The sequence below is a fragment of the Mycolicibacterium cosmeticum genome, assembly GCF_000613185.1.
Classification (GTDB): Bacteria; Actinomycetota; Actinomycetes; order Mycobacteriales; family Mycobacteriaceae; genus Mycobacterium; species Mycobacterium cosmeticum.
This window is the reverse complement of the sequence record NZ_CCBB010000001.1, coordinates 865007-890242: the sequence shown is the minus strand read 5'-3', so window position 1 is coordinate 890242 and position 25236 is coordinate 865007. Positions and strand designations below refer to the sequence as shown.

At 68.5% G+C, this 25236-nt stretch carries 20 protein-coding genes and 2 tRNA genes; 12 read left to right on the top strand and 10 right to left on the bottom strand.

Annotated features, from left to right (window positions below):
• The first annotated feature begins 51 nt into the window (after positions 1-51).
• The 3 genes from BN977_RS04230 to acpS all read left to right on the top strand — a co-directional run bounded on the left by BN977_RS04230 (position 52) and on the right by acpS (position 10987).
• Positions 52-771 (top strand): DUF1906 domain-containing protein, encoded by a 720-nt coding sequence (locus BN977_RS04230; protein WP_191262722.1) that lies wholly within the window; start codon positions 52-54, stop codon positions 769-771.
• Positions 772-1331: 560 nt separating this feature from the next.
• Complete coding sequence (locus tag BN977_RS04225; RefSeq protein WP_036396474.1) at positions 1332-10568, top strand: type I polyketide synthase; 9237 nt, start codon at positions 1332-1334, stop codon at positions 10566-10568.
• Between the two features lie 29 nt (positions 10569-10597).
• The gene (gene acpS, locus BN977_RS04220) at positions 10598-10987 is read left to right on the top strand and encodes a holo-ACP synthase AcpS (RefSeq protein WP_024451064.1); all 390 of its coding nucleotides are present in this window, start codon (positions 10598-10600) and stop codon (positions 10985-10987) included.
• A 66-nt stretch (positions 10988-11053) separates the two neighbouring features.
• Here the strand turns inward: acpS and BN977_RS04215 are convergent, their stop codons facing one another.
• Entirely contained in the window at positions 11054-11692 is a 639-nt protein-coding gene (locus tag BN977_RS04215) for a LysE family translocator (protein ID WP_036396473.1), read from the bottom strand.
• Positions 11693-11740: 48 nt separating this feature from the next.
• On the opposite strand from BN977_RS04215, the gene BN977_RS04210 reads away from it, so the two are divergent.
• A complete protein-coding gene (locus tag BN977_RS04210) occupies positions 11741-13072 on the top strand; it encodes a dipeptidase (protein ID WP_036396472.1) in 1332 nt (443 codons plus the stop codon).
• Between the two features lie 63 nt (positions 13073-13135).
• On the opposite strand, the gene bcp is transcribed toward BN977_RS04210, so the two are convergent.
• Positions 13136-13609: a thioredoxin-dependent thiol peroxidase gene (bcp, locus tag BN977_RS04205; RefSeq protein WP_024451067.1), complete on the bottom strand. Its 474-nt coding sequence runs from the start codon at positions 13607-13609 to the stop codon at positions 13136-13138.
• A gap of 105 nt (positions 13610-13714) precedes the next feature.
• On the opposite strand from bcp, the gene BN977_RS04200 reads away from it, so the two are divergent.
• Positions 13715-13936, top strand: a complete 222-nt coding sequence (locus BN977_RS04200; RefSeq protein ID WP_024451068.1) for a DUF3618 domain-containing protein — start codon at positions 13715-13717, stop codon at positions 13934-13936.
• A gap of 60 nt (positions 13937-13996) precedes the next feature.
• Here BN977_RS04200 and BN977_RS32790 read toward each other — a convergent pair whose 3' ends face one another.
• On the bottom strand, positions 13997-14161 hold the full coding sequence (locus BN977_RS32790; RefSeq protein ID WP_165576286.1) for a hypothetical protein: 165 nt from the start codon (positions 14159-14161) through the stop codon (positions 13997-13999).
• A gap of 372 nt (positions 14162-14533) precedes the next feature.
• On the bottom strand, positions 14534-15271 hold the full coding sequence (locus BN977_RS32785; RefSeq protein ID WP_165576272.1) for a hypothetical protein: 738 nt from the start codon (positions 15269-15271) through the stop codon (positions 14534-14536).
• 224 nt (positions 15272-15495) lie between these two features.
• Here BN977_RS32785 and BN977_RS04190 point away from each other — a divergent pair, with 224 nt between their 5' ends.
• The gene (locus tag BN977_RS04190) at positions 15496-15834 is read left to right on the top strand and encodes an ArsR/SmtB family transcription factor (RefSeq protein ID WP_036396471.1); all 339 of its coding nucleotides are present in this window, start codon (positions 15496-15498) and stop codon (positions 15832-15834) included.
• Positions 15819-16445, top strand: coding sequence for a cation efflux transmembrane domain-containing protein (locus BN977_RS04185; protein WP_036396470.1), 627 nt, complete (start codon positions 15819-15821; stop codon positions 16443-16445). The genes BN977_RS04190 and BN977_RS04185 overlap by 16 nt, the downstream gene beginning before the upstream one ends.
• A gap of 35 nt (positions 16446-16480) precedes the next feature.
• On the opposite strand, the gene BN977_RS04180 is transcribed toward BN977_RS04185, so the two are convergent.
• Positions 16481-16556, bottom strand: a tRNA-Lys gene (locus BN977_RS04180).
• A 169-nt stretch (positions 16557-16725) separates the two neighbouring features.
• Between BN977_RS04180 and BN977_RS04175 the strand changes: the two genes are divergently transcribed.
• Positions 16726-17940 carry a L,D-transpeptidase gene (locus tag BN977_RS04175; protein WP_036396469.1) on the top strand — a complete coding sequence of 405 codons (1215 nt, stop codon included), beginning with the start codon at positions 16726-16728 and terminating at the stop codon, positions 17938-17940.
• A gap of 88 nt (positions 17941-18028) precedes the next feature.
• Positions 18029-18382, top strand: a complete 354-nt coding sequence (locus BN977_RS04170) for a nuclear transport factor 2 family protein (protein WP_024455636.1) — start codon at positions 18029-18031, stop codon at positions 18380-18382.
• Here the strand turns inward: BN977_RS04170 and BN977_RS04165 are convergent.
• Both BN977_RS04165 and BN977_RS04160 read right to left on the bottom strand, forming a co-directional pair.
• The gene (locus BN977_RS04165; RefSeq protein WP_024455637.1) at positions 18379-18852 is read right to left on the bottom strand and encodes an SRPBCC family protein; all 474 of its coding nucleotides are present in this window, start codon (positions 18850-18852) and stop codon (positions 18379-18381) included. The genes BN977_RS04170 and BN977_RS04165 overlap by 4 nt on opposite strands.
• Positions 18849-19538, bottom strand: a complete 690-nt coding sequence (locus BN977_RS04160) for a DUF899 domain-containing protein (RefSeq protein WP_024455638.1) — start codon at positions 19536-19538, stop codon at positions 18849-18851. Before BN977_RS04160 ends, BN977_RS04165 begins: the two co-directional genes overlap by 4 nt.
• 123 nt (positions 19539-19661) lie before the next feature.
• Between BN977_RS04160 and BN977_RS04155 the strand changes: the two genes are divergently transcribed.
• On the top strand, positions 19662-20858 hold the full coding sequence (locus tag BN977_RS04155; protein ID WP_036396468.1) for a Fic family protein: 1197 nt from the start codon (positions 19662-19664) through the stop codon (positions 20856-20858).
• 38 nt (positions 20859-20896) lie between these two features.
• Here the strand turns inward: BN977_RS04155 and BN977_RS04150 are convergent, their stop codons facing one another.
• Positions 20897-21295: a PaaI family thioesterase gene (locus BN977_RS04150; RefSeq protein ID WP_036398408.1), complete on the bottom strand. Its 399-nt coding sequence runs from the start codon at positions 21293-21295 to the stop codon at positions 20897-20899.
• Positions 21296-21408: 113 nt separating this feature from the next.
• On the opposite strand from BN977_RS04150, the gene BN977_RS04145 reads away from it, so the two are divergent.
• Positions 21409-22734, top strand: a complete 1326-nt coding sequence (locus BN977_RS04145) for an aminotransferase-like domain-containing protein (RefSeq protein ID WP_036396467.1) — start codon at positions 21409-21411, stop codon at positions 22732-22734.
• Between the two features lie 43 nt (positions 22735-22777).
• Here the strand turns inward: BN977_RS04145 and BN977_RS04140 are convergent.
• Positions 22778-22850: transfer RNA gene (locus tag BN977_RS04140), tRNA-His, on the bottom strand.
• 36 nt (positions 22851-22886) lie between these two features.
• Positions 22887-23525 carry an oligoribonuclease gene (gene orn, locus BN977_RS04135; RefSeq protein ID WP_024453470.1) on the bottom strand — a complete coding sequence of 213 codons (639 nt, stop codon included), beginning with the start codon at positions 23523-23525 and terminating at the stop codon, positions 22887-22889.
• Between the two features lie 80 nt (positions 23526-23605).
• Here orn and BN977_RS04130 point away from each other — a divergent pair, with 80 nt between their 5' ends.
• On the top strand, positions 23606-25189 hold the full coding sequence (locus BN977_RS04130) for a helicase HerA-like domain-containing protein (protein ID WP_036396466.1): 1584 nt from the start codon (positions 23606-23608) through the stop codon (positions 25187-25189).
• The last annotated feature ends 47 nt before the right edge of the window (positions 25190-25236 follow it).

Here is a 25236-nt window from a genome sequence, read left to right as displayed (position 1 = left end):
GGCCGGTGGCGTTGACGAGGTTGCCGAGACTGCTGTCATATTGTGAGGTCCGTGCCACTTTGCCGCCGGGATCTGCTCAGATGCGCGGCCGCGGCGCCCGCCGTTCTCGGGATGGCGGCCACTGGCGTCACTGCCGCACCGCCGGCCGCCGCCGCGCCGCTGGGCGTGCTGCTGGACTACGCGGCCGGGGTGATCCCGGCCGACGACATCCGGGCATCCGGGGCGATCGGCGCCATCCGCTACGTCTCGGATCGGCGCCCCGGCGGCCAGTGGATGTTGGGCAAGCCGATCCAGCTGGCCGAGGCCCGCGATCTGTACCGGGCCGGGCTGAAGATCGTGTCCTGTTATCAGTACGGCAAAGCGGACACCGCGGACTGGCTGGGTGGCCGGAGTGCCGGTGTCGCGCATGCCAGACGCGGCTGGGAACTGCACACCGCTGCCGGCGGGCCGGTCGGCGCGCCGGTGTACGCGTCGATCGACGACGACCCCAGCTACGAGCAGTACAAGCAGCAGGTCGCCCCGTATCTGCGCGGCTGGGAGGCGTTGCTGGGGCACCAGCGCACCGGCGTCTACGCGAATTCCAAGACCATCGAGTGGGCGGTCCAGGACGGCTTGGGCTCCTATTTCTGGCAGCACAATTGGGGCTCGCCGGGCCGGGTGGCGCACCCCGCGGCGCATCTGCATCAGGTGGAGATCGACGCGCGTTCGGTGGGCGGCGTCGGGGTCGACGTCAACCACGCCCTGAAGCCGTCGTTCGGGCAGTGGGACTAAAACCTTACCGATCAGTAATAAAAGCCAGCAAACTTTTTTCGTTCGCGAGCGGTCCTTGTTGGACACTTTTGGTCAAACTGTCGATGTCGCCCACGGACGTGCGAGTCGCCCGAAATCTACATAACGATTTGATAACAATGCTGCCTTGATCTGGGAAGTTATGGCTACTCGACCGTAACCACCTGCCAACAGGACATTTGTCCCGCAAGACTTTGGCGACCACGCGGAGCGGCGTTATCGCAACCGTTGTTACCCGAGCGTAGAACTCGCTAGTAACCATTTGAGGGCGGAAAATCACCCTAGCTCTTATGACACTCTTAGTACGGCTGGACTGCACTGCTGGACCGTGCCCGGGGGTCGCACCACGGTGATTCGTCACCGGGGCGTGACCCCGCACGATGCCAGCGGAACGGCACCGGCCGGAGAGCTTGTGGAGATTCAGTGCCGAATCGCCGGGCCCGCAGCCCGCGGGCACATCCGGATCCGCCGCGACGGCGCGGCGTCACCGGCACCATCAGCCAGACGCGTGAACACATCAGTACCGAGGGAGATGGCAAGACGTGACGATCAACGAACACGACAGGGTGGCGGCCAACGGTAAGAGTGGCCTCGGGGGAGCTCCACTGTCGGGTGCGCACGCGCTCGTCGACCTGCTGAACGCCGGCGAGCCCTATGCCGTCGCATTCGGCGGCCAGGGCGCTTCCTGGCTGGAGAGCCTGGAAGAACTGGTCAGCTCGGCCGGCATCGAATCGGAACTGAGCGAGCTGGTCACCGAGGCGGCCATGATGTTGGAGCCGGTGGCCCGCGAACTCGTCGTGGTCCGCCCGATCGGTTTCGAGCCGCTGCAGTGGGTGCGCGCGCTGGCCGCCGAGGAGCCGCTGCCCGCCGCCAAACAGCTCACCACCGCCGCCATCTCCGGGCCGGGCATCCTGCTCACCCAGATCGCCGCCATCCGCGCGCTGACCCGGCAGGGCCTCGACCTCTACGGCACCCCGCCGGTCGCCATGGCCGGCCACTCCCAGGGCATCCTCGGCGTCGAATCGCTGAAGGCCAAGGGCGCCCGCGATGCCGAACTGCTGGCGCTGCTGCAGCTGATCGGTGCCGCCGGCTCGCTGATGTCGCGCCGCCGCGGCATGGTGGGCCGCGGCGACAAGTCGCCGATGGTGTCGGTGACCAACGTCGACCCCGACCGCATCGCCGAACTGCTCGAAGAGTTCTCCCAGGACGTGCGCACCGTGCTGCCGCCGGTCCTGTCCATCCGCAACGGCCGCCGCGCCGTCGTCATCACCGGCACCCCCGAACAGCTGGGCCGGTTCGAGCTGTACTGCTCCAAGATCACCGAGAAGGAAGAGGCCGAGCGCAAGAACAAGCTGCGCGGCGGTGCGGTGTTCTCACCCGTCTTCAACCCGGTGCAGGTCGAGGTGGGCTTCCACACGCCGCGGTTGGCCGACGGCGTCGCGCTCGTCGACAGCTGGGCGGCCAAGGTCGGCATCGACGCCGAGCTCGCCCACGAGATGACCGAATCCATCTTCGTCAAGCCCATCGACTGGGTCAGCGACGTCGAGGGCCTGGCGCGGGCCGGCGCCCGCTGGATCATCGACCTCGGCCCGGCCGACACCGTCACCCGCCTGACCGCTCCCGTGATCCGCGGTCTGGGCATCGGCATCGTCCCGGCCGCCACCCGCGCCGGGCAGCGCAGCCTGTTCACCGTCGGTGCGGTGCCCGAGGTTCCGGCCCCGTGGACCAGCTACGCCCCGTCGACCGTCACGCTGCCCGACGGCTCGGTGAAGCTGTCCACCAAGTTCACCCGCCTCACCGGCCGCTCGCCGATCCTGCTGGCCGGGATGACCCCGACCACGGTCGACGCCAAGATCGTCGCCGCGGCGGCCAACGCCGGCCACTGGGCCGAGCTGGCCGGCGGTGGTCAGGTCACCGAGGAGATCTTCGAGAACCGGATCGCCGAGCTGACCCAGCTGCTGGAGCCCGGCCGCGCCATCCAGTTCAACTCGCTGTTCCTGGATCCCTATTTGTGGAAGCTGCAGCTGGGCGGTCGCCGCCTGGTGCAGCGCGCCCGCCAGGCCGGCGCGCCGATCGACGGTGTGATCGTCACCGCCGGCATCCCGGAACTGGACGAGGCCGTCGCGCTGATCGACGAACTCAACGGCATCGGGATCACCCACGTGGTGTTCAAGCCCGGCACCGTCGACCAGATCAAGTCGGTCATCAAGATCGCCGCCGAGGTGCCCGGCAAGGACGTCATCGCCCATATCGAGGGCGGCCGCGCCGGCGGTCACCACTCGTGGGAGGACCTCGACGACCTGCTGCTGGCGACCTACGCCGATCTGCGCAAGCTGTCCAACATCACCATCTGCGTCGGTGGCGGTATCGGCACCCCGGAGCGGGCGGCGGAGTACCTGTCCGGCCGGTGGTCGCAGGAGTACGGCTTCCCGCTGATGCCGGTGGACGGCATCCTGGTGGGTACCGCCGCGATGGCCACGCTGGAGGCCACCACCTCCCCGCAGGTCAAGCAGCTGCTGGTGGACACCAACGGCACCGATATCTGGGTGGGTGCCGGAAAAGCCCAGGGCGGCATGGCTTCCGGGCGCAGCCAGCTGGGCGCCGACATCCACGAGATCGACAACACCGCCTCCCGCTGCGGCCGGTTGCTCGACGAGGTCGCCGGTGACGCCGACGCGGTCGCCGAGCGGCGCGACGAGATCATCGCCGCGATGGCCGACACCGCCAAGCCCTACTTCGGCGATGTGTCGGACATGACGTATCTGCAGTGGCTGGACCGCTACGTCGAATTGGCCATCGGTGACGGCAATTCCACCGCCGACACCAAGCGCGACGATTCGCCGTGGCTGGACATCACCTGGCGCGACCGCTTCGAAGGCATGCTCAAGCGCGCCGAGGCCCGCCTGCACCCGCAGGACTCCGGCCCGATCGAGACCCTGTTCGACTCGGGCTCCGAAGGTGCCGCCCTGCTGGAGGATCCGGCCGCCGCGCGCGCTGCGCTGCTGTCGCGCTACCCCGACGCCGAGACCATCAAGCTGCACCCGGCCGACGTGCCGTTCTTCATCACGCTGTGCAAGACGCCGGGCAAGCCGGTCAACTTCGTGCCCGTCATCGACAAGGATGTGCGGCGCTGGTGGCGCAGCGACTCCCTGTGGCAGGCCCACGACGCCCGCTACAGCGCCGACCAGGTCTGCATCATCCCGGGCACCCAGGCCGTCGCCGGGATCACCCGGGTGGACGAGCCGGTCGGTGAGCTGCTGGATCGCTTCGAGCAGGCCGCCATCGACGAGGTGCTCGCCTCCGGTGCCGACTCGGTGCCCGTGGTGTCGCGCCGGCAGGCCCGCGCCGACGTCACCGGTCCGATCGCGGTGGTGCTGGATTCGCCCGACGTACTGTGGGCCGGGCGCACCGCCATCAACCCGGTGCACCGGATCGGCGCCCCGAGCGAATGGCAGGTCAACGAGAACCGTTCCGCGGTGCACCCGTCCACCGGCTCGCGCCTGGAGCTCACCGAGGAGGGCGTCACGCTGAGCGTGCCGCTCTCGGACATCTGGATCGAGATCAAGCTGACGCTGCCGGCCGCCACGGTCAACGGCGGCATGCCGGTGGTCACCACCGAGGACGCCGCGGCCGCCATGCGGGCCGTGCTGGCCATCGCCGCCGGCGTGGACGGCGCGGAATCGCTTCCGCCGGTGAGTGACAACACGGCCACGCTGACCGTCGACTGGGATCCCGAAGAGGTCGCCGACCACACCGGTGTGACCGCCACCTTCGGCGCCCCGCTGGCCCCCGGCCTGACCCTGGTGCCCGACGCCCTGGTCGGCCACACCTGGCCGGCGGTGTTCGCCACCATCGGATCGGCCCTCACCGCCGAGGGATTCCCCGTCGTCGAGGGTCTGCTCAGCCTGGTGCACCTGGACCACGCCGCGCACCTGCTGGCCCCGATGCCCAAGACAGCGGCCGAATTGACCGTCACCGCAACGGCTTCGCCGGCCAGTGACACCGAGTACGGCCGCGTCGTGCCGGTATCGGTCACCATCGCCGATGCCGACGGCACCGTACTGGCCACCCTCGAGGAGCGGTTCGCCATCCGCGGGCGCAACGGTTCGGCCGAGCTGGCCGACCCGCCGCGCGCCGGCGGTGCGATCACAGACAACGCCACCGACACCCCGCGTCGCCGTCGGCGCGATGTCACCGTCACCGCGCCGACCGACATGAGCGCGTTCGCGGTGGTCTCCGGTGACCACAACCCGATCCACACCGACCGGGCCGCCGCCCTGCTGGCCGGGCTGAAAGGCCCGATCGTGCACGGCATGTGGCTCTCGGCCGCCGCGCAGCACGTGGTCACCGCCACCGACGGCCGGGCCACCCCGCCGGCCCGGCTGGTCGGCTGGACCTCGCGCTTCCTGGGCATGGTGTTGCCGGGCGACGAGATCGACTTCCGCGTCGACCGCGTCGGCATCGACCGCGGCGCCGAGATCATCGAGGTCACCGCGAAGGTCGCCGGCGACCTGGTGATGTCGGCGACCGCGCAGCTGGCCGCCCCGAAGACGGTGTACGCCTTCCCCGGTCAGGGCATCCAGCACAAGGGCATGGGCATGGAGGTGCGCGCCCGGTCCAAGGCCGCCCGCAAGATCTGGGATTCCGCGGACAAGTTCACCCGCGACACCCTGGGCTTCTCGGTGCTGCACGTGGTGCGGGACAACCCGACCAGCCTGATCGCCTCCGGCGTGCACTACCACCACCCCGAGGGCGTGCTCTACCTGACGCAGTTCACCCAGGTCGCCATGGCCACGGTGGCCGCGGCCCAGGTCGCCGAGATGCGTGAGCAGGGTGCGTTCGTCGAGGGCGCCATCGCCTGCGGCCACTCCGTCGGCGAATACACCGCGCTGGCCTGTGTTTCCGGTGTCTACAAGCTGGAGGCGCTGCTGGAGGTGGTGTTCCACCGTGGCAGCAAGATGCACGACATCGTGCCGCGCGACGAGAAGGGCCGGTCCAACTACCGGCTGGCCGCCATCCGGCCCTCGCAGATCGACCTCGATGACAACGACGTCACCGACTTCGTCGCTCAAATCGCGGCGAATACCGGTGAGTTCTTACAGATCGTGAACTTCAACCTGCGCGGTTCGCAGTACGCGATCGCCGGTACCGTGCGCGGTCTGGAGGCGCTGGAGGAGGAGATCGAGCGGCGCCGCGAGATCAGCGGCGGCAAGCGCTCGTTCATCCTGGTGCCCGGCATCGACGTGCCGTTCCACTCCGAGGTGCTGCGGGTCGGTGTCGCCGACTTCCGTCGCGCGCTGGAGCGGGTCATGCCCGAGGGCCAGGATCCGGCGCTGATCGTCGGCCGCTACATCCCCAACCTGGTGCCGCGGCCGTTCACCCTGGACCGCGACTTCATCCAGGAGATCCGCGATCTGGTGCCCGCCGAGCCGCTCGACGAGGTGCTCGCCGACTACGACACCTGGCGCAACGAGAAGCCGGAAGCCTTGTGCCGCAAGATCGTCATCGAGTTGCTGGCCTGGCAGTTCGCCAGCCCGGTGCGCTGGATCGAGACCCAGGACCTGCTGTTCATCGAAGAAGCAGCGGGAGGCCTCGGCGTCGAGCGGTTCGTCGAGATCGGCGTGAAGACCGCACCGACGGTCGCCGGCCTGGCCACCAACACGCTGAAGCTGCCGGAGTACTCGCACAACACCACCGAGGTGCTCAACGCCGAGCGCGACGCCGCGGTGCTGTTCGCGACGGACACCGATCCGGAGCCCGAGCCCGAGGTCGAAGAGGCTCCCGCCGCGCCGTCGGCCGAAGCCGCTCCGGCCGCCGCCCCCGCCGCTCCGGCTCCGGCCGCCGCGCCGTCCGGTGGCCCGCGCCCCGACGACATCGCCTACGACGCCGCGGATGCGACCCTGTCGCTGATCGCGCTGTCGGCGAAGATGCGGGTGGACCAGATCGAGCCGCTGGACTCCATCGAGTCGATCACCGACGGTGCGTCCTCGCGGCGTAACCAGCTGTTGGTGGACCTCGGCTCCGAGCTGAACCTGGGTGCCATCGACGGTGCCGCCGAGGCGGACCTGTCCGGGCTGAAGTCTCAGGTGACCAAGCTGGCCCGCACCTACAAGCCGTTCGGCCCGGTGCTCTCGGATGCCATCAACGATCAGCTGCGCACCGTGTTCGGCCCGTCGGGCAAGCGCCCGGCTTACATCACCGAACGCGTCACCAAGACATGGGAACTCGGACCCGGCTGGGCCAAGCACGTCACCGCCGAGGTGGCGCTGGGCACCCGTGAGGGCTCCAGTGTCCGCGGTGGCAGCCTGGGTGGCCTGCACGACGGCGCGCTGTCGGACGCCGCCTCGGTGGACAGGGTGATCGACGCCGCGGTCGCGGCAGTCGGTGCACGCAAGGGCATTTCGGTGTCGATGCCGTCCTCCGGTGCCGCCGGTGGCGGTGTGGTGGACTCCGCCGCGCTGACCGAGTTCGCCGAGCAGGTGACCGGACCCAACGGTGTGCTGGCCTCGGCCGCCCGGCTGGTGCTCTCCGAACTGGGCCTCGACAGCCCCGCACCCCAGGAGACGGTCAGCGATTCCGAGCTGATCGACCTGGTGACCGCCGAACTCGGTTCGGATTGGCCGCGTCTGGTGGCGCCGGTGTTCGACGCCCGCAAGGCCGTGGTGTTCGACGACCGGTGGGCCAGCGCCCGCGAGGATCTGGCCAAGCTGTGGCTGCTCGACGAGAGTGAGATCGACGAGGACTGGGAGCGGCTGTCGCAGCGCTTCGAGGGTGCCGGCAATGTGGTGGGTACGCAGGCCACCTGGTGGCAGGGTAAGGCCCTGGCCGCCGGCCGCAACATCCACGCCGCGCTGTACGGGCGGGCCGCCGCCGGTGCCGAGAATCCCGAGAAGGGTGGCTACGCCAACGAAGTCGCGGTGGTGACCGGTGCCTCGAAGGGCTCCATCGCCGCCTCGGTGGTGGCGCAGCTGCTCGAAGGCGGGGCGACGGTCGTCGCGACGACGTCCAAGCTCGACGACGACCGGCTGGCGTTCTACCGCACGCTGTACCGCGACCATGCCCGCTTCGGCGCCACCTTGTGGGTCGTCCCGGCGAACATGGCCTCCTACAGCGATATCGACGCCCTCGTCGAGTGGGTCGGTAACGAGCAGACCGAGAACCTCGGCCCCAAGGCGATCCACCTCAAGGACGCGCAGACCCCGACGCTGCTGTTCCCGTTCGCCGCGCCGCGCGTGGCCGGGGACCTGTCGGAGGCCGGTGCGCGCTCCGAGATGGAGATGAAGGTGCTGCTGTGGGCCGTGCAGCGGCTCATCGGTGGGCTCTCGCACCTGGGCGCCGAGCGGGACATCGCCTCGCGCCTGCACGTGGTGCTTCCGGGCTCGCCCAACCGCGGCATGTTCGGCGGTGACGGCGCCTACGGCGAGTCGAAGTCCGCGCTGGACGCCGTCGTCGCCCGCTGGAAGGCCGAATCGTCGTGGTCGCAACGGGTTTCGTTGGCACACGCGCTGATCGGCTGGACCAAGGGCACCGGGCTGATGGGCCACAACGACGCCATCGTCGGGGCGGTCGAGGAAGCCGGTGTCACCACCTACACCACCGCCGAGATGGCGTCGATGCTGCTGGCGCTGTGCGATGTCGAGTCCAAGGTGGCCGCGGCGCGTGAGCCGATCAAGGTCGACCTGACCGGTGGGCTGGGCGACGTCCAGCTGGACATGGCCGAGCTGGCCGCCAAGGCCCGCGAGGAGATGCTGTCGGAGTCCGCTTCCGACGATGACGGTGACGACGCAGACGGCACCGGCACCATCGCCGCGCTGCCGTCGCCGCCGCGCGGTTACCAGGCGGCCCCGCCGCCGGAGTGGGCCGACCTCGACATCGACCCCGCCGACATGGTGGTCATCGTCGGTGGCGCCGAGCTCGGGCCGTACGGTTCCTCGCGCACCCGTTTCGAGATGGAGGTCTCCGGGCAGCTGTCCGCCGCGGGCGTGCTGGAGCTGGCCTGGACCACCGGCCTGGTGAAGTGGGAGGACGACCCGAAGCCGGGTTGGTACGACACCGCCACCGGTGACCTGGTCGACGAGGGCGAACTGGTCGAGCGCTACCACGACGCGGTGGTGGAGCGGGTCGGCATCCGCGAGTGGGTGGACGACGGCGCGATCGACCCCGATCACGCGTCGCCGCTGCTGGTTTCGGTGTTCCTGGACAAGGACTTCACCTTCGTGGTGTCGTCGGAGGCCGATGCCCGGGCGTTCGTCGAGTTCGATCCCGAGCACACCGTCATCGCGCCGGTGCCCGACAGCTCCGACTGGCAGGTCACCCGCAAGGCCGGCACCGAGATCCGGGTGCCGCGCAAGGTGAAGCTGTCCCGGACCGTCGGCGCGCAGATCCCGACCGGATTCGATCCGCAGGTCTACGGCGTCTCGCCGGACATGGCCAGCTCCATCGACCGGTTGGCGCTGTGGAACCTGGTGACCACCGTCGACGCGTTCCTGTCGGCCGGCTTCAGCCCGGCCGAGCTGATGCGCTGGGTGCATCCCAGCCAGGTGGCCAGCACGCAGGGCACCGGCATGGGCGGCATGACCTCGATGCAGACGATGTACCACGGCAACCTGCTGGGCAGGAGCAAGCCGAACGACATCCTGCAGGAGGTGCTGCCGAACGTCTTCGCCGGCCACGTCGTGCAGAGCTACATCGGTAGCTACGGCTCGATGATCCACCCGGTCGCCGCCTGCGCGACGGCCGCGGTGTCGGTCGAGGAGGGCGTCGACAAGATCAAGCTCGGCAAGGCTGATTTCGTGGTCGCCGGTGGTTACGACGACCTGACGCTGGAGGCCATCATCGGCTTCGGTGACATGTCGGCCACCGCGGACACCGAGATGATGCGGGCCAAGGGCATCAGCGATTCGAAGTTCTCCCGGGCCAACGACCGTCGACGGCTGGGCTTCGTCGAATCACAGGGCGGCGGAACGATTCTGCTGACCCGCGGTGATCTCGCGGTCCAGATGGGTCTGCCGGTGCTGGCCGTCGTCGCCTACGCGTCGTCGTTCGGTGACGGGGTGCACACCTCGATCCCGGCCCCCGGTCTGGGCGCGCTGAGCGCCGGCCGTGGCGGGCGCGAGTCGCGGCTGGCCCGCGAGCTGGGCAAGCTCGGCGTCGGACCCGACGACATCGCGGTGGTGTCCAAGCACGACACCTCCACGCTGGCCAACGATCCCAACGAGACCGAGCTGCACGAGCGGCTCGCCGCCTCGATGGGCCGGTCCAAGGGTGCGCCGCTGTTCGTGGTCAGCCAGAAGAGCCTGACCGGGCACAGCAAGGGCGGTGCGGCGGCCTTCCAGTTGATGGGGTTGTGCCAGATCCTGCGCGACGGCGTCATCCCGCCGAACCGCAGCCTGGATTGCGTCGACGACGAACTGGACCACGCCCAGCACTTCGTCTGGGTCCGGGAAGCCCTGCACTTCGGGGACAAGTTCCCGCTCAAGGCCGGTCTGGTGACCAGCCTCGGGTTCGGGCACGTGTCCGGTCTGGTGGCGCTGGTGCATCCGCAGGCACTGATCGCGGCCCTGCCCGCCGATCAGCGCGCCGACTACCAGGAGCGGGCCAACGCCCGGGTGCTGGCCGGTCAGCGCAAGCTGGCCTCGGCGATCGCCGGTGGTCCCGCGCTGTACGAGAAGCCGGCCGACCGCCGGTTCGGTGGTGACACCGCGGAGAAGCCTCAGGAAGCGGCGATGCTGCTGGATCCCGCGGCCCGCCTCGGCGTGGACGGCCACTACTCGAAATGAGCGAAAGCGAGTCGGATAGCGTGCCGGGTATGGGCATCGTTGGGGTAGGTATCGACCTGGTTTCCATTCCGGATTTTGCGGAGCAGGTCGACCAGCCGGGCACTGTGTTCGCCGAAACCTTCACGCCGGGGGAACGGCGCGACGCCGCGGACAAGAGTTCGTCGGCGGCGCGCCACCTCGCGGCGCGGTGGGCGGCCAAGGAAGCCGTGATCAAGGCCTGGTCGGGATCACGGTTCTCCAAGCGGCCGATGCTGCCGGAGGGTATTCACCGTGATATCGAGGTCATCACGGATATGTGGGGTCGGCCGAAGGTCCGGCTGACCGGCGCCATCGCCGAGCATCTCAAGGATGTGACCATCCACTTGTCGCTCACCCACGAGGCCGACACCGCCGCGGCGGTCGCGGTGTTGGAGGCCTGATTCACCTTCCGCGAGCGGCCGTGTCTGCACAAGACACGCCGCTCGCGGTTGGCATTTCGGGGGCGCTCAGTCCTTGCGGCCGGTGACGGCGAGGCTGACGCCTAGGCCGACCATCGCCAGCCCACCGGCACCGCCGATGGCGGCGATCCGGCGTGGGGACTGCGCGAACCAGTCCCGGGCCAGCCCGGCGGCCAGCGCCCAGACGCTGTCGGAGATCACCGCGATGGCCAGGAACACCACCCCCAGCACGAGCATCTGGCTGGCTACGTGTCCGGCGGCGCGGTCGACCACCTGCGGTAGCGCCGCGACGAAGAACACGATCGTCTTGGGGTTGGTCATCCCGACGACGAAGCCGTCGGCCAGCACCCGGCAAGGCCCCAGCGTCGCCGCACCGCCGGCGAGCACTTCACCGAGGGCGTGTCGATGCCGGAAGGCTTGGACGCCAAGGTAGATCAGGTAGGCCACGCCGACGAATTTGATGATGCTGAACGCCAGCGATGACGCGTAGATGAGCGCACCGGCGCCCAGGGCCACGGCGAGGATCTGGACGTAGGCGCCCATCGCGTTACCAGCCACCGTCAACAGCGCCTGGCGTCGGCCGACCGTCAGCGCCCGCCCGACGGTGAACAGCACGCTCGGCCCGGGCACCACGATCACCAGGAATGAGATCAACCCGAACGCCAGCAGGTGACCAATCGACGGCATGCGGTGACGATACGCCGGGTGATCTGTCGGCGCACTACGCTCGACGCCATGGCTGACCTTGTCGAACGTGTACGTGACCTGCTCCCGTCGGTGCGCCGCGATTTGGAAGAGTTGGTGCGCATCGAATCGGTGTGGGCCGACCCGGCCCGCCGCGACCAGGTGCACCGCAGTGCGGACCTGACGGCGAAACTGTTGTCGGAGGCGGGTTTCGGCGATGTCCGGATCGTAGCGGCCGGGGGAGCGCCCGCCGTCATCGCGCGGCATCCCGCACCCGAGGGCGCGCCGACGGTGCTGTTGTACGCCCATCACGACGTGCAGCCCGAAGGTGACGCCGCGCAGTGGGCGTCGGCGCCGTTCGAACCCACCGAGCGCGACGGCCGGCTGTACGGGCGCGGCACCGCTGACGACAAGGCAGGGATCGCAACGCATTTGGCCGCATTCCGGGCGCACGGCGGCAACCCGCCGGTCGGTGTGACCGTGTTCGTCGAGGGCGAGGAGGAGTCCGGCTCGCCGTCGCTGGGTGCACTGCTGGACGCGCATCGTGACCTGCTGGCCGCAGACGTCATCATCATCGCCGACTCGGACAACTGGAGCACCGACATCCCGGCGCTGACGGTGTCGCTGCGGGGCCTGGCCGACTGTGTGGTCGAGGTGGCCACCCTGGACCATGGCCTGCACTCGGGGTTGTGGGGTGGCGTGGTGCCCGACGCACTGTCGGTCCTGGTGCGGCTGCTGGCCAGCCTGCACGACGACGACGGCAACGTGGCCGTCGCCGGCCTGCACGAGGCCACCGCCGCCGAGGTCGAGTTCTCCGACGAGCGGGTACGCGCCGACTCCGGTCTGCTCGACGGCGTGTCACAGATCGGCTCGGGTGCTGTGGTGCAACGACTTTGGGCCAAACCGGCGATCACCGTCATCGGCATCGACACCACGCCGATCGACAAGTCGTCGAACACCCTGATCCCGCGGGCGCGGGCCAAGGTCAGCATGCGGGTCGCGCCCGGCGGCGACGCGCGAGCGCACCTGCAGGCGCTCACTCGCCACCTCGAGGAGCACGCACCGTGGGGCGCCAAGGTGACCGTCACGCCGGGTGACGTGGGCCAGCCCTACGCCATCGATGCCACCGGCCCGGTGTACGACGCGGCCCGCGCGGCGTTCACGACGGCGTGGGGCCGTGAGCCCGTCGACATGGGCATGGGTGGGTCCATCCCGTTCATCGCCGAGTTCGCGAACGCGTTCCCGAACGCCAAGATCCTGGTGACCGGTGTGGAGGACCCCGGCACACAGGCGCACAGCATCAACGAGAGCCTGCACCTGGGCGTGCTGGAGCGGGCGGCCACGGCCGAGGCGCTGTTGCTCGGCGCGCTGGGTACGCCTTAGGCGCGTTTCCGACGTTCTGGTCGCCGTGTTGCGGGTGTGGCGACCAGAATGTCGGAAACGGGGCTATACCGAGATGTCGCGACGCAGCTTGGCGACGTGCCCGGTGGCCTTGACGTTGTATTGGGCGACCTCGATATTGCCCTTCTCGTCGACGACGAACGTCGACCGGATGACGCCCTGCACGGTCTTGCCGTACATCGTCTTCTCGCCGTAGGCGCCGTAGGCGGTGAGCACTTTGCGTTCGGGGTCGGACAGCAGCGGGAAGGTCAGTCCCTCGTTGTCGCGGAACTTGGCCAGTTTCTCCGGCTTGTCGGGGGAGATGCCGACGACATCCAGGCCTGCCTCGTTGAGTTGGGCCAGGCTGTCCCGGAAATCGCAGGCCTGCTTGGTGCAGCCCGGCGTGGATGCGGCCGGGTAGAAGTACACGATGACCTTGCGGCCCTTGAAGTCGGAGAGCTGCACCGTCTTGCCGTCGGCATCGGGGAGGCTGAACGCGGGGGCTTTGTCGCCGACGGCGAGGCGCGGGGTCTGGGGCATACCTGTTACACGTCTTTCTGATCGACCGGTGCAGCGCGGTGGGCTGCGGCTGCTCTAGGGTAAGTCGGCAAGGTTGTGAGATGAAGGCGCACATGGAGGGGCACAGTGGCCGACCGGGATCCTGACAGCATCAAGCGCGATATCGACCAGGCGCGCGATCAGCTTGCGTCGACGGTCGATCTGCTGGCCGAGCGGGCGAACCCGCAGCGTCTGGCCGACGATGCCAAGGCTCGCGTGCTGGCATTCGTGACGAAGCCCGCGGTGGTGGGTTCGGTGGTCGGCACCGTGGTGCTGGTGCTGGTGATTCGCCGCGTGCGGCGTCGCTGAGCCGGCAATTCAGCACGCCGGCTGAGCCGGCAATTCAACGCCGCCGGCTGAGCCGGCAATTCAACGCCGCCGGCGGGGGCGGAACCAGTCGACGAGGGTGAGGCGGGGCGGATTGGCGGTCATGCCGATGCGGCTACAGCTGATGACGGCCACCGTGCCGTTGCTGGGCGCGGCGTCACCGTCACCGATGGCACCCGATGCCGGCGATGCACTTCCGCTTCGCATCAGCTAATCCCTACCTTCGTCCCCCGTCGATTTGCCTCGGCGAATGAGCCTTGGCGTACAGCTAACTTCAGCGTAGCACGGCCCGAGATCCCTTGGCATGCGGTCTGAGAGCCTCTTACCTGCAATTTCGAGTCGTATGGCTAATCGGACAAGCAAGTTATGGGTGGATCCAGCACATTCTGGTGGATCGTGCGCAGATAAACCCTTGATATTGACGTCAGCGTCGACCGCAACGGTAACACCGCGCCGCCGGCCCGGCACGCCTTCCGGCTAATCGCCGATCGCGCAGTTCGAGCGCCACCCACTTTGCCGTCGGTGGGTTCGCCGGGCGGATGGGCGAAGTGAAGTGACGACATCTGCGGCGGCCTGAGGTCAGGTCAGACCCGTCCCGGCGTGGTAGCCGAAGTCGCCGATCCCGGTCAGCACGGCCACCATCACCTCGTCGGTCACCAGATTCGTCGAAAGCGGTGGTCCGGGGGCCGGCGGGGGAGGCGGCGCGGCGGGTGCCGGAGGAGCGGGATTGGGCCGGCCGACCGGCGCCGGCAGGTTGATGTTCAGCTGCGGTCCGGCGTCGAGGGGGAATGCGCAATCCGGGCCGTAGAACGCTTTGCTGAGAATGGTCCCGCTATACGCAGATGCCACCATGGTGCGCATTTGCTCGATCGTCAGGACGCAGGGCGCCGACGCGCCGGGCGGGGGAGCCACGAGCGCCGCCGGCGGCGCGGGTGGTGGTGGTGGTGGTGCGGGCGGCAATGGTGGCGGCGGTGGCGCGGGTGCCGGCGGTGGCGGCGGGGGTGGCGCCGCGGGCCGGGGCGGTGCGGAACGCGGGGCGTTCGCCGGCAATGGCGGGGCGGGCGTGGCGACCGGCGGCGCTGCACGTGTCCCGCGTGGTGGCGGGGCTGCGACCGGCGCGGCCGCCGCGACGACGGCCGGAGACGCCGGCGGGGCGGGGGCGATGCGCGTGGTGATCGGCGGCGTGGGGGCGGCCGCGACGGGCGTCGGTGCCGGCGGGCTTTCGAGGGGTTCTTGGCCGCGGATGACGACGACGGCGGCGCCCACCAACACGAGGGGGACGACGCCGCGGGACCAACGCACGCCGGGGTGTGTCACAGTGCGTCCCTCCCAGTTGGCCTGCGTTGTCGCACCCGACTCCCCGTTGACAGGGCGAATAATTGTAGCTAACGTCAATTAGTTCGCTGCTGCACGAGACATCATGGCAGACCCGCCGACGCTGCGTGGGTTTTGTCGAATTTTTGGTGCCGCGGTACCGATCCGGCCGGCAAACTCCCGTGCGCCGGGGTTTTTGATACAGAAATTTCTGTACTCTCATAGGGGTGGAAACCCTGACCCACTGCGATGCCTTGGCGCGCTTCGGGCATGCCCTGGCGGACTCCACCCGCACCCGCATCCTGCTCAGCCTCAACCGTGCGCCGAGTTATCCGTCGGACCTCGCCGACCAGATCGGTGTGACTCGGCAGATCCTGTCCAACCATCTGGCCTGCCTGCGCGGGTGCGGCCTGGTGGTGGCGGTGCCCGAGGGCAGGCGTATGCGCTACGAACTGGCCGACCCACGCATCGGGCACGCGCTGAACGACCTCATGGGACTGGTGCTGGCCGTCGACCCGGATTGCACCTGCGTGGGGTCCGACGGCCGGGAATGCGGTTGCGGGTGACCGATTCACCCACGCGGGACCGTCGCACGCTGCTGGCCCGTCGCATCCGGATCCTGGTGGCCGCGACCATCTCTTACAACGTTCTGGAGGCCGTCGTGGCGATCACCGAGGGTGCCCGCGCGTCGTCGACGGCGCTCATCGGCTTCGGGTTGGACTCGGTCGTCGAAGTCGCGTCGGCGGCAGCGGTGGCATGGCAGTTCGCCGCCCCTGATCCCGAGACGCGCGAGAGGTCCGCGTTGCGCATCATCGCGCTGTCGTTCTTCGGGTTGGCCGCCTACGTGACGGTCGACGCCGTCCAAGCCTTGCGGGGTGTGGGCCGACCCGAGCATTCCGTCGTCGGGATCGTCTTGGCGGCAACCAGTTTGGTGATCATGCCGGTGCTCTCGTATGCGCAACGCCGGGCCGGCCGCGAATTGGGCTCACGATCGGCGGTCGCCGATTCCAAGCAGACCCTGCTGTGCACCTACCTGTCGGGCGTGGTGCTCGCCGGGTTGGTGCTCAACAGCCTGCTGGGCTGGTTCTGGGCCGACCCGATCGCGGGCCTGGCGATCGCGGCGGTGGCGGTCAAGGAGGGCCGCGACGCCTGGCGCGGGGACACCTGCTGCCCGTAACGACAAAAGCCCTGCCGAAGCAGGGCTTTTGCGTGTGGTGCGCCGTCAGGGTTTCGAACCCCGGACCCGCTGATTAAGAGTCAGCTGCTCTACCAACTGAGCTAACGGCGCGCGTGTGGAACAATAACAGGCCCCACCGCGCGAGGTGAAATCCGCATGAAGGACGGGGTGCGCACGCCGTCTGAGCGCCGGTCTCAGCGGGTGCGCCGACGGCTCCCAATTCCCCTAGAATGCTGGCAAGTTGCTGCGAATGTGTGGCGGTGATGGGTGGAGTGAGGTAATGGTGCAGGTCACACCGTGGGGCGGGAAACGTCGGGGCGGAGCCCTGGCCGCCGTGTTGGTCGTGGCTGCCGCTGTCGTGCTGGCGGCCTGTTCCACCAACCAACCGGCGCCGGCACCGCAGACCATCACCGACAAGGGCACGCCGTTCGGCGACCTTCTGGTGCCCAAGCTCAACGCATCGGTGACCGACGGCGCGGTCGGGGTGACCGTCGACGCCCCGGTGACCGTCAGCGCCGAGGGCGGCGTGTTGGGCGCGGTCAGCATGGTCGACTCGTCGGGCACGGCGGTGGCGGGCAAGTTCACCCCCGACGGCTTGACGTGGGCGACGACGGACCCGCTCGACTACAACACCCGCTACACGCTGACCGCGCGCTCCCTGGGGCTCGGTGGGGAGACGAGTCGGGAGATGACCTTCGAGACGCATTCGCCCGAGAACCTCACCATGCCGTATGTGCTGCCCAACGACGGCGAGGTCGTCGGGATCGGGCAGCCGGTGGCCGTCCGGTTCGACGAGAACATCCCCGACCGCCTCGCGGCGCAGAAGGCCATCAAAGTCACCACCAAACCGCATGTCGAGGGCGCCTTTTACTGGCTGAGCAATCGCGAAGTTCGTTGGCGCCCAGCCGAATACTGGAAGCCTGGTACCGATGTCAAGGTCGAGGTGAACACCTACGGGGTGGACCTGGGCGACGGGCTGATGGGTCAGGAGAACGTGTCCACCCACTTCACCATCGGTGATCAGGTCATCGCGACCGCCGACGACGCCACCAAGACATTGACGGTGCGACGCAACGGTGACGTGGTCAAGACCATGCCGATCTCGATGGGCAAGAACAGCACACCCACCAACAACGGCACCTACATCATCGGGGACCGGTACTCCCACCTGATCATGGATTCGTCGACCTACGGCGTTCCGGTCAACTCGCCCAACGGTTATCGCACCGAGGTGGATTACGCCACGCAGATGTCCTACAGCGGCATCTACGTGCACGCCGCGCCGTGGTCGGTGGGCAGCCAGGGGTACAGCAACGTCAGCCACGGCTGCCTCAACGTCAGCACCAGCAATGCCCAGTGGTTCTACGAGAACACCAAGCGCGGCGACATCGTGGAGGTCGTCGGCACGGTCGGGTCGCCGCTGCCGGGTACCGACGGTCTGGGTGACTGGAACATCCCGTGGCCGCAGTGGAAGGCCGGCAACGCCAACGTCTGAGCGGTTACCTCCCGGGTAATCGACAATGCGCGGCCGTGCGGTGAATCTGGTTGTGTCCAGCTTCATTCCACGACAGAAAGCGCCGACCATGACCGATATCGTCTCCGCCTACCTCGACACCTGGAACGCCACCGATGCGCCGACGCGTAAGGCCCTGCTGGACCAACACTGGGCGACGGACGCCACCTATGTCGATCCGCTCGCCGAAGTCGGCGGTCACGACGGCATCTTCGCCGCGATCGACGCGGTGCACGACCAGTTCCCGGGATTCGTCTTCACCTTGGTCAGCGGCCCGGACAGTCACCACCGGCACGCCCGGTTCCAATGGGGTCTGGGACCCCGCGACGCCGAACCGGTGATCGTCGGGTTCGACGTGCTCTCCACCGACGAGGACGGTCGCATCCGGGCCGTGGTCGGCTTCCTGGACAAGGTGCCGGGCTAGACCTTGGTGAGCGAACGCTCCAGGGTGGCAAGCGATTCGCCGATGAACTCGACTCCGAATGGCGGCATCCCGCCGATCGCATCGGCGAACTCCTGCGGGGTGGCCGTCCAGTCGTAGGTCAGCGTGACGTCGGTGCCGTCGCCGTTGGGGGCCAGGTCATAGCGCCACCACCAGCCGCCCGGCACTACCTCGCCGGACTCGTCGAGTTGACCGGGCTTCCAACCGATGGTGCGGTCCGGCACGAACTCGTCGACCACGTTGTGCATGACGTAGTGGCCGCCGGCCTGTTCCAGGAACATGTTGATCACGAACACCTGCCCGGCGCCGGTGATCGGTTTCGGGTCGACGGCGTCGCGCACCCAGTCCCCGGGCTCGGTGTCGCGATGTCGGGCCGGATCGCTGAGCAAGGCGAACACCTCGCTCGGCGGTGCCGGGATGGTCCGGGTGACGACATAGCGCTGGTCGGTCATGCGAGTTCCTCTCCGTACATGCGAGCGATGTCCGGGCTGTCCAGCCAGCCCGAGTAGGTGGGCCGGGACGGCCAGCCGTCCGGCGAGTCCAGCCATTCCTCCTGGCGGCCGTAGGGCAGCAGGTCGATGAGTGCGAAGCTGTGGCTGAGTTGTTCGGTGCCGCGGCCGTTGGTGTGCCAGGTCCGGTACACCGTTTCACCGTCCCGCAGAAAGACATTCACCGCGAAGCCACCACCGGGAGGCGCGTCGACGTCGGCGCCGAAGTCCGAGCCCGCCGACGAGTACCAGGTCATCTTGTTGCCCACCTTCTTCCGGTAGGCCAGCGCCTCGTCGATGGGCCCGTTGGTCACCACGACGAAACGGGCGTCGTAGTTGTCCAGGAAGTCCAGTCTGGTGAACTGCGACGTGAAACCCGTGCAGCCGCCGCATTGCCACTCCGCGCCGTCGGTCCACATGTGGTGATAGGTGATCAACTGGGAGCGGCCGCCGAACACCTCGGCCAGGCACACCGGCCCGTCCTCCCCGGTGAGCACGTACTTGGGCATCTCGACCATCGGCAGCCGCCGACGGGCGGCCGCGATGGCATCGAGTTCGCGGGTGGCCGCCTTTTCCCGGGCGCGCAGATCGTCCAGGGCGGCACGCCAGGCTTGGTGGTCGACCACCGGAGGTTTGGCTGAAGTCGTCATGAGGGTGTTGACCCCGGTCGTCCCCGAAAGTCATCGCGCCGTGACGAAGGCGTCGACGGCCAACTGAGGCTGTCGTCCGGAGTAAGCATCACTTATGCATATAAGTGATGCTAAGCTCACCGTGTGTCATCAGTTGGTGCGCCCGTCCCGCCGGTTTCGTATGAGATGCTGCGCTGGGCGGTGAACCCGGAAGCACCCGACTTGGGCGCGGTGCGTAAACAGTCCGGGCGCTACCGGGCCGCCGTCACTCCCGCCATTGCTGACCTGGACCTCACCGTGGAATCCGGTGTGTTGGCCGACGCTGACGACGCCAGCCGCGAAATCACCCGCTTCGACGCCGAATTGGGTGAGGAGATCGCACCGTTCGCGGCGCTGCTGCTCCGTTCCGAGTCGGCGGCAAGTTCCCGTATCGAGAACCTCACCGCCTCCGCGCGCGCCATCGCAGAGGCCGAGTTGCCGGGCGCAGGATCGGGCAAGCGCAACGCGGCCGAGGTGGTCGCCAACACCCGCGCGATGACGGCGGCGATCAACCTTGCCGGGAACATCGACGCGGACGCCATCCTGGCCATGCACGGGGCGCTGATGGGCGACCATGCGCCCGCGATGGCGGGGAGATGGCGTGCCGATCAGGTGTGGATCGGCGGCGGCAACTACGGGCCGGTCGGTGCACTGTTCATCCCGCCGCGGCACGAAGCCGTACCCGCCGCGATCGATGACCTGATCGCGTTCGCCGGCCGCGATGACACCCCCGCCTTGATCCAGATCGCCATTGCGCACGCTCAATTCGAGACAATCCATCCGTTCCCGGACGGAAATGGTCGAACGGGCCGTGCCTTGGTGCAGGCCATGCTTCGCCACAGAGGGTTGACCCGCAAGGTGACGGTGCCGGTGTCGGCGGGCCTCCTCGTCGACACCGGCCGCTATTTCGATGCACTGACCGCCTACCGGGACGGCGACGCGGCACCGATCATCGAGCGAATGTCGGAAGCGTCGATCTTGGCGGTCATCAATGGTCGGCAACTGGTGGCCGACCTACGAAATGTCCGAGCCAGCTGGGAAGAACGGATCACGGCCCGCCGGGACTCCGCGGTGTGGCGCATCGCCGACCTGCTCATGCGGCGTCCGGTGGTCAATTCTGCGGTGCTGAGTGCGGAACTGGGCATCCTGGTTGGCAACGTGCCGCGGTATCTGGAGTCCCTCATCGACGCCGGTGTGCTCAAGGAATTCACCGATCGCGCACGGAACCGTGCCTGGCGGGCTCCCGAGGTACTCGCCGTCTTGGATGACTTCGCCGAGCGGGCGGGTCGGCGTGGGCGCTGAAGGGGCCGCGCCGCGAGAGCGGCGGGCGTGCCAAGGCCTCAGCGTCCCCGCGCCGCCTCCCCACGCAGCGTCATCACCGCACTGGTGACGCTGGCGGCCACCTTGCCGTCGGCGCGGACGATATCGCACGCGTAGTGGGTGATGGTCCGTCCCGCATGGGTGGGCCGGGCCGTCGCGGTCAAGGTGTCGCACCAGACGGGCCGCAGGAAGGTGGCACGAATGTCGATGCTGGTGAAGGATTCTCCGTCGCCGACGACGGTGGAGTGCGCGGTCCCGATCGCCGCGTCGGCAAGCTCGACCAGAAACCCGCCATGAACGGTGCCTTGTTGGTTGCCATGAGTCTGCGGGTCGACTTTCACTGTGATCGTTGCCGAACCGTGTTGCACTGCAGTTATTTCGAAGCCCAACAAGGTGGAGATCGCTGTCGGATAGCGCAACGGGCTGCGTTGTCCCGGCTGCAGCGTTCCCGCGACGTGGCGTTGCAGATAGTCGAGTACGGGCAGCACGGATTCACTCATGGCCGCCACGTTAGGAACACTAAGGTAGTGCAATCAAGAAATTGTCCTACACACAAGTGTCCGACCGGCTCGCCGACCAGATCCGCTCGGGCCGCCTGCCGGCCGGTACCCGGCTGCCCACGCACCGTGCCCTGGCCGCCGAGTACGGCATCGCCGTGGCCACCGCGACCAAGGTGTACCGCGCGCTGACCGATGCCGGCCTGGTGGTCGGCGAGCCGGGGCGGGGCACCTTCGTGCGTGACCTCAGCGGATACGCCGGTCTGGAGCCGCGCCGGCACAGCACCGTGGCCCGCATCGCGGATCTATCGTTCAACCAGCCGCTGGAGCCAGTCCAGGCCGACCATCTACGGCGTGCACTGCGGGACATGGCCGCCGAGGGCGACCTGCTCAGCCTGCTGCGGCAGGAACCACCGGGCGGGCGCACCCGGGAGCAGGCCACCGTCGCCACCTATCTGCTCGGGCACGGTATCGACGTGGCACCGCGCAGTGTGGTGTTGACGGCCGGCGGCCAGCAGGGCCTGGACGCCGTGCTCGGTGCGGTGGCCCCGCCCGGTTCGGTCGTGGCGGTCGACGCGCTGACCTATCCCGGACTCAAGCTGCTGGCGGCGGCCCGGCGGATCGAGCTGGCGCCCGTCCCGGTGGACACCGACGGCCCCGATCTCGACGCGCTGGCGCGGTTGTGCGCGAGTCGTCGCGTCGCGGCCATCTTCACCATGCCGACCCTGCACAACCCGCTCGGACTCGTGCTGAAAATCGCTGAGCGGCAACGGATCGCCGAGCTGGCACGTCGGCGTGACGCCGTCGTCATCGAGGACGCCACCTACGCTTTCCTCGATCCCGCTGCCCCGCAACCCATTCAGGCCCTGGCCCCGGAGCGCACGTTCTACGTCGGCGGCATGTCGAAGAGCCTGGCGCCGGGCCTGCGTTTCGGCTTCGTCGTCACCCCGGATGCCCATCGCGATGCGGTGATCCGGTCGCTGCGCGCGGCCAGCTGGGGGACCTCCACCGTCGCCGCCCGATTGGCCGCCCGCTGGATCGCCGACGGCACCATCGATGCCGTCGAGAAGCTACGCCGCGACGACGCCCGGGAGCGGCAGGCACTCGCCCGCGCCGAACTGGAGGGCCTGGATTATCACGCCCATCCCGCGTCCTACATTGGGTGGCTGCGACTGCCCGAAGAGGCCCGGATGGACGTCATCGCGCACCAACTGGCCGAGCGTGGGGTGCTGGTGTCCACCGCCGACGCCTTCTCCACCGCCAAGGCCACCCCGAACGCCCTGCGGCTGGCCTTGGCGACGCCGGGTCGTGCCGAGCTGGCGGTGGCGTTGCGGGAGGTCCGGGAGCTGGTGGCATGGTGACGAAAAAGGTCAGGGGCCCTGAAGAGGGCCCCTGACCTATCGGGGTGGCTGACGGGACTCGAACCCGCGACAGCCAGGATCACAACCTGGTGCTCTACCAACTGAACTACAGCCACCATTGCCGCGCGAGCGGCGTTGTAGATACTAGCGGTTCACTGCTCCACAACCGAATCGGTTTCTCCAGTGTCCGCCTGCGGCGGACCCAGCTCGGCCGCCACCGCGGCGATCTCGCTGGTAGACGGGCCGGGGGCGGGCACGAAGGCGGTGCTGCGGTAGTACTTCAGCTCGCGGATCGACTCGTGGATGTCAGCGAGCGCGCGGTGCGCCAGGCCCTTGGCCGGCTGCCCGAAATAGATCCGCGGGTACCAGCGGCGGCACAGTTCCTTGATGGAGCTGACGTCGATCATCCGGTAGTGCAGGTACTCGTCGAGCAGCGGCATGTCGCGTGCGATGAAGCCGCGGTCGGTGGCGATCGAGTTGCCGCACAGCGGCGCCGTTTTGGCTTGTTTGACGTGGCTGCGGATGTAGTCGAGCACCATTTTCTCGGCGGTCGCGAGATCGATGTCCGACGCCAGCACCTCTTTGTCGAGGCCGGAGCTGGCGTGCATCCGGGCGACCACGTCGACCATGCCGGACAGGGCATCCTCGTCGGCATGGATCACCACGTCGATGCCGTCGCCGAGGATGTTCAAGTCGGCGTCGGTGACCAGGGCCGCAATCTCGATGAGCCGGTCGGACTTGAGGTCCAGCCCGGTCATCTCGCAGTCGATCCAGACCAGTTCTTCACGCACAGCGATCCACAGTATTCGCACCCTCGCCAATCAGCTGCCCGCACCCACCCAAATGGGGCGCCGTTCAGTAGGGTCTGGCCATGACCTCAGAATCGACCGCAACCCCCGCACAGCAGATCGCCGCAGGTTACGCCGTTGAGGGACAAGCCCTGGAGCTGGGCACCGTGGTGGTCGACGGGGTCGCGGATCCCGCCGCTCAGGTCCGCATCCCGCTGGCCACCGTCAACCGGCACGGTCTGATCGCGGGCGCCACCGGCACCGGCAAGACGAAGTCACTGCAGGTGATGGCCGAGCAACTGTCGGCGGCCGGCGTGCCCGTGCTGATGGCCGACGTGAAGGGCGACCTGTCCGGTCTGTCGCGGCCCGGGGAGGCGGGGGACAAGACCGCCCAGCGCGCCAAGGACACCGGTGACGACGGGACACCGACGGCGTTCCCGGTGGAGTTCCTGTCGCTGGGTACCGAGGGCATCGGGGTGCCGGTGCGGGCCACCATCACCAGTTTCGGGCCCATTCTGTTGTCGAAAGTCTTGGGACTCAACGCCACCCAGGAATCCACCCTCGGGCTCATCTTTCACTGGGCCGACCAGAAGGGGCTGTCGCTGCTGGACCTGAAGGACCTGCGGGCCGTCATCCAGTACCTGACCAGCGACGAGGGCAAGCCCGAACTCAAGAACCTCGGCGCGGTGTCGCCGACCACCGCCGGGGTGATCCTGCGGGCCCTGGTGAACCTGGAGGCGGAGGGGGCCGACACCTTCTTCGGTGAACCCGAGCTGGAACCCAAGGACCTGATCCGCTTCGACGCGCAGGGGCGCGGCGTCATCTCACTGCTGGAACTGGGTGCCCAGGCGGCGCGGCCGGTGATGTTCTCCACCTTCCTGATGTGGGTGCTGGCCGACCTGTTCACTACGTTGCCCGAGGTCGGCGACGTCGACAAGCCCAAGTTGGTGTTCTTCTTCGACGAGGCGCACCTGCTGTTCGCCGACGCGTCCAAGGCGTTCCTGGAGCAGGTGGAGCAGACGGTCAAGCTGATCCGCTCCAAGGGTGTCGGCGTGTTTTTCTGCACCCAGCTGCCCACCGATGTGCCCAACGACGTGTTGTCGCAGCTGGGCGCGCGGGTGCAGCACGCCTTGCGCGCATTCACCCCCGACGACCAGAAGGCGCTGACCAAGACGGTGCGGACGTACCCGAAGACGACGGTGTACGACCTGGAGTCGGCGTTGACGTCACTCGGTATCGGCGAGGCCATCGTCACGGTGCTGTCCGAGCGCGGCGCCCCGACGCCGGTCGCCTGGACCCGGATGCGGGCGCCACGGTCGCTGATGGACACCATCGGCCCGGACGCGATCAAGGCGGCCGCCGCGGCCAGTCCGCTGCAGGCCACCTACGGGCAGACCATCGACCGCGAATCGGCCTACGAGAAGCTCAACGCCAAGCTCGCTCCACCCCCAGCCGCACCGGCCCCGGCCGATCAGCTGCCGCCGCCGGTGAGCACCGGTGGCGCCGACATCGAGGGCACCGCGACCGCCCGCAACGCCGCCGAGCCCGGCTTCTTCGAGAAGATGGTGGAGAGCCCGGCGTTCAAGAGCGCGATGCGCTCGGCCGGCACAGTGATCGGCCGCGAGATCACCCGCAGCATCTTCGGGACGGGCCGCCGGCGCCGGTAGGCGGGCCGAATGTCCACTCAGGACACGCGTGCGGTCGAACACCGTGT

Excerpts from the sequence above, each read along its gene's own strand:
- acpS (WP_024451064.1), top strand. The coding sequence starts at position 10,598 with ATGGGCATCGTTGGGGTAGGTATCGACCTGGTTTCCATTCCGGATTTT.
- BN977_RS32790 (WP_165576286.1), bottom strand. The coding sequence starts at position 14,161 with ATGCGAAGCGGAAGTGCATCGCCGGCATCGGGTGCCATCGGTGACGGT.
- BN977_RS04215 (WP_036396473.1), bottom strand. The coding sequence starts at position 11,692 with ATGCCGTCGATTGGTCACCTGCTGGCGTTCGGGTTGATCTCATTCCTG.
- BN977_RS04170 (WP_024455636.1), top strand. The coding sequence starts at position 18,029 with ATGACCGATATCGTCTCCGCCTACCTCGACACCTGGAACGCCACCGAT.
- BN977_RS04185 (WP_036396470.1), top strand. The coding sequence starts at position 15,819 with ATGCGGTTGCGGGTGACCGATTCACCCACGCGGGACCGTCGCACGCTG.
- BN977_RS04210 (WP_036396472.1), top strand. The coding sequence starts at position 11,741 with ATGGCTGACCTTGTCGAACGTGTACGTGACCTGCTCCCGTCGGTGCGC.
- BN977_RS04165 (WP_024455637.1), bottom strand. The coding sequence starts at position 18,852 with ATGACCGACCAGCGCTATGTCGTCACCCGGACCATCCCGGCACCGCCG.
- bcp (WP_024451067.1), bottom strand. The coding sequence starts at position 13,609 with ATGCCCCAGACCCCGCGCCTCGCCGTCGGCGACAAAGCCCCCGCGTTC.
- BN977_RS04160 (WP_024455638.1), bottom strand. The coding sequence starts at position 19,538 with ATGACGACTTCAGCCAAACCTCCGGTGGTCGACCACCAAGCCTGGCGT.
- BN977_RS04130 (WP_036396466.1), top strand. The coding sequence starts at position 23,606 with ATGACCTCAGAATCGACCGCAACCCCCGCACAGCAGATCGCCGCAGGT.
- BN977_RS04175 (WP_036396469.1), top strand. The coding sequence starts at position 16,726 with ATGGTGCAGGTCACACCGTGGGGCGGGAAACGTCGGGGCGGAGCCCTG.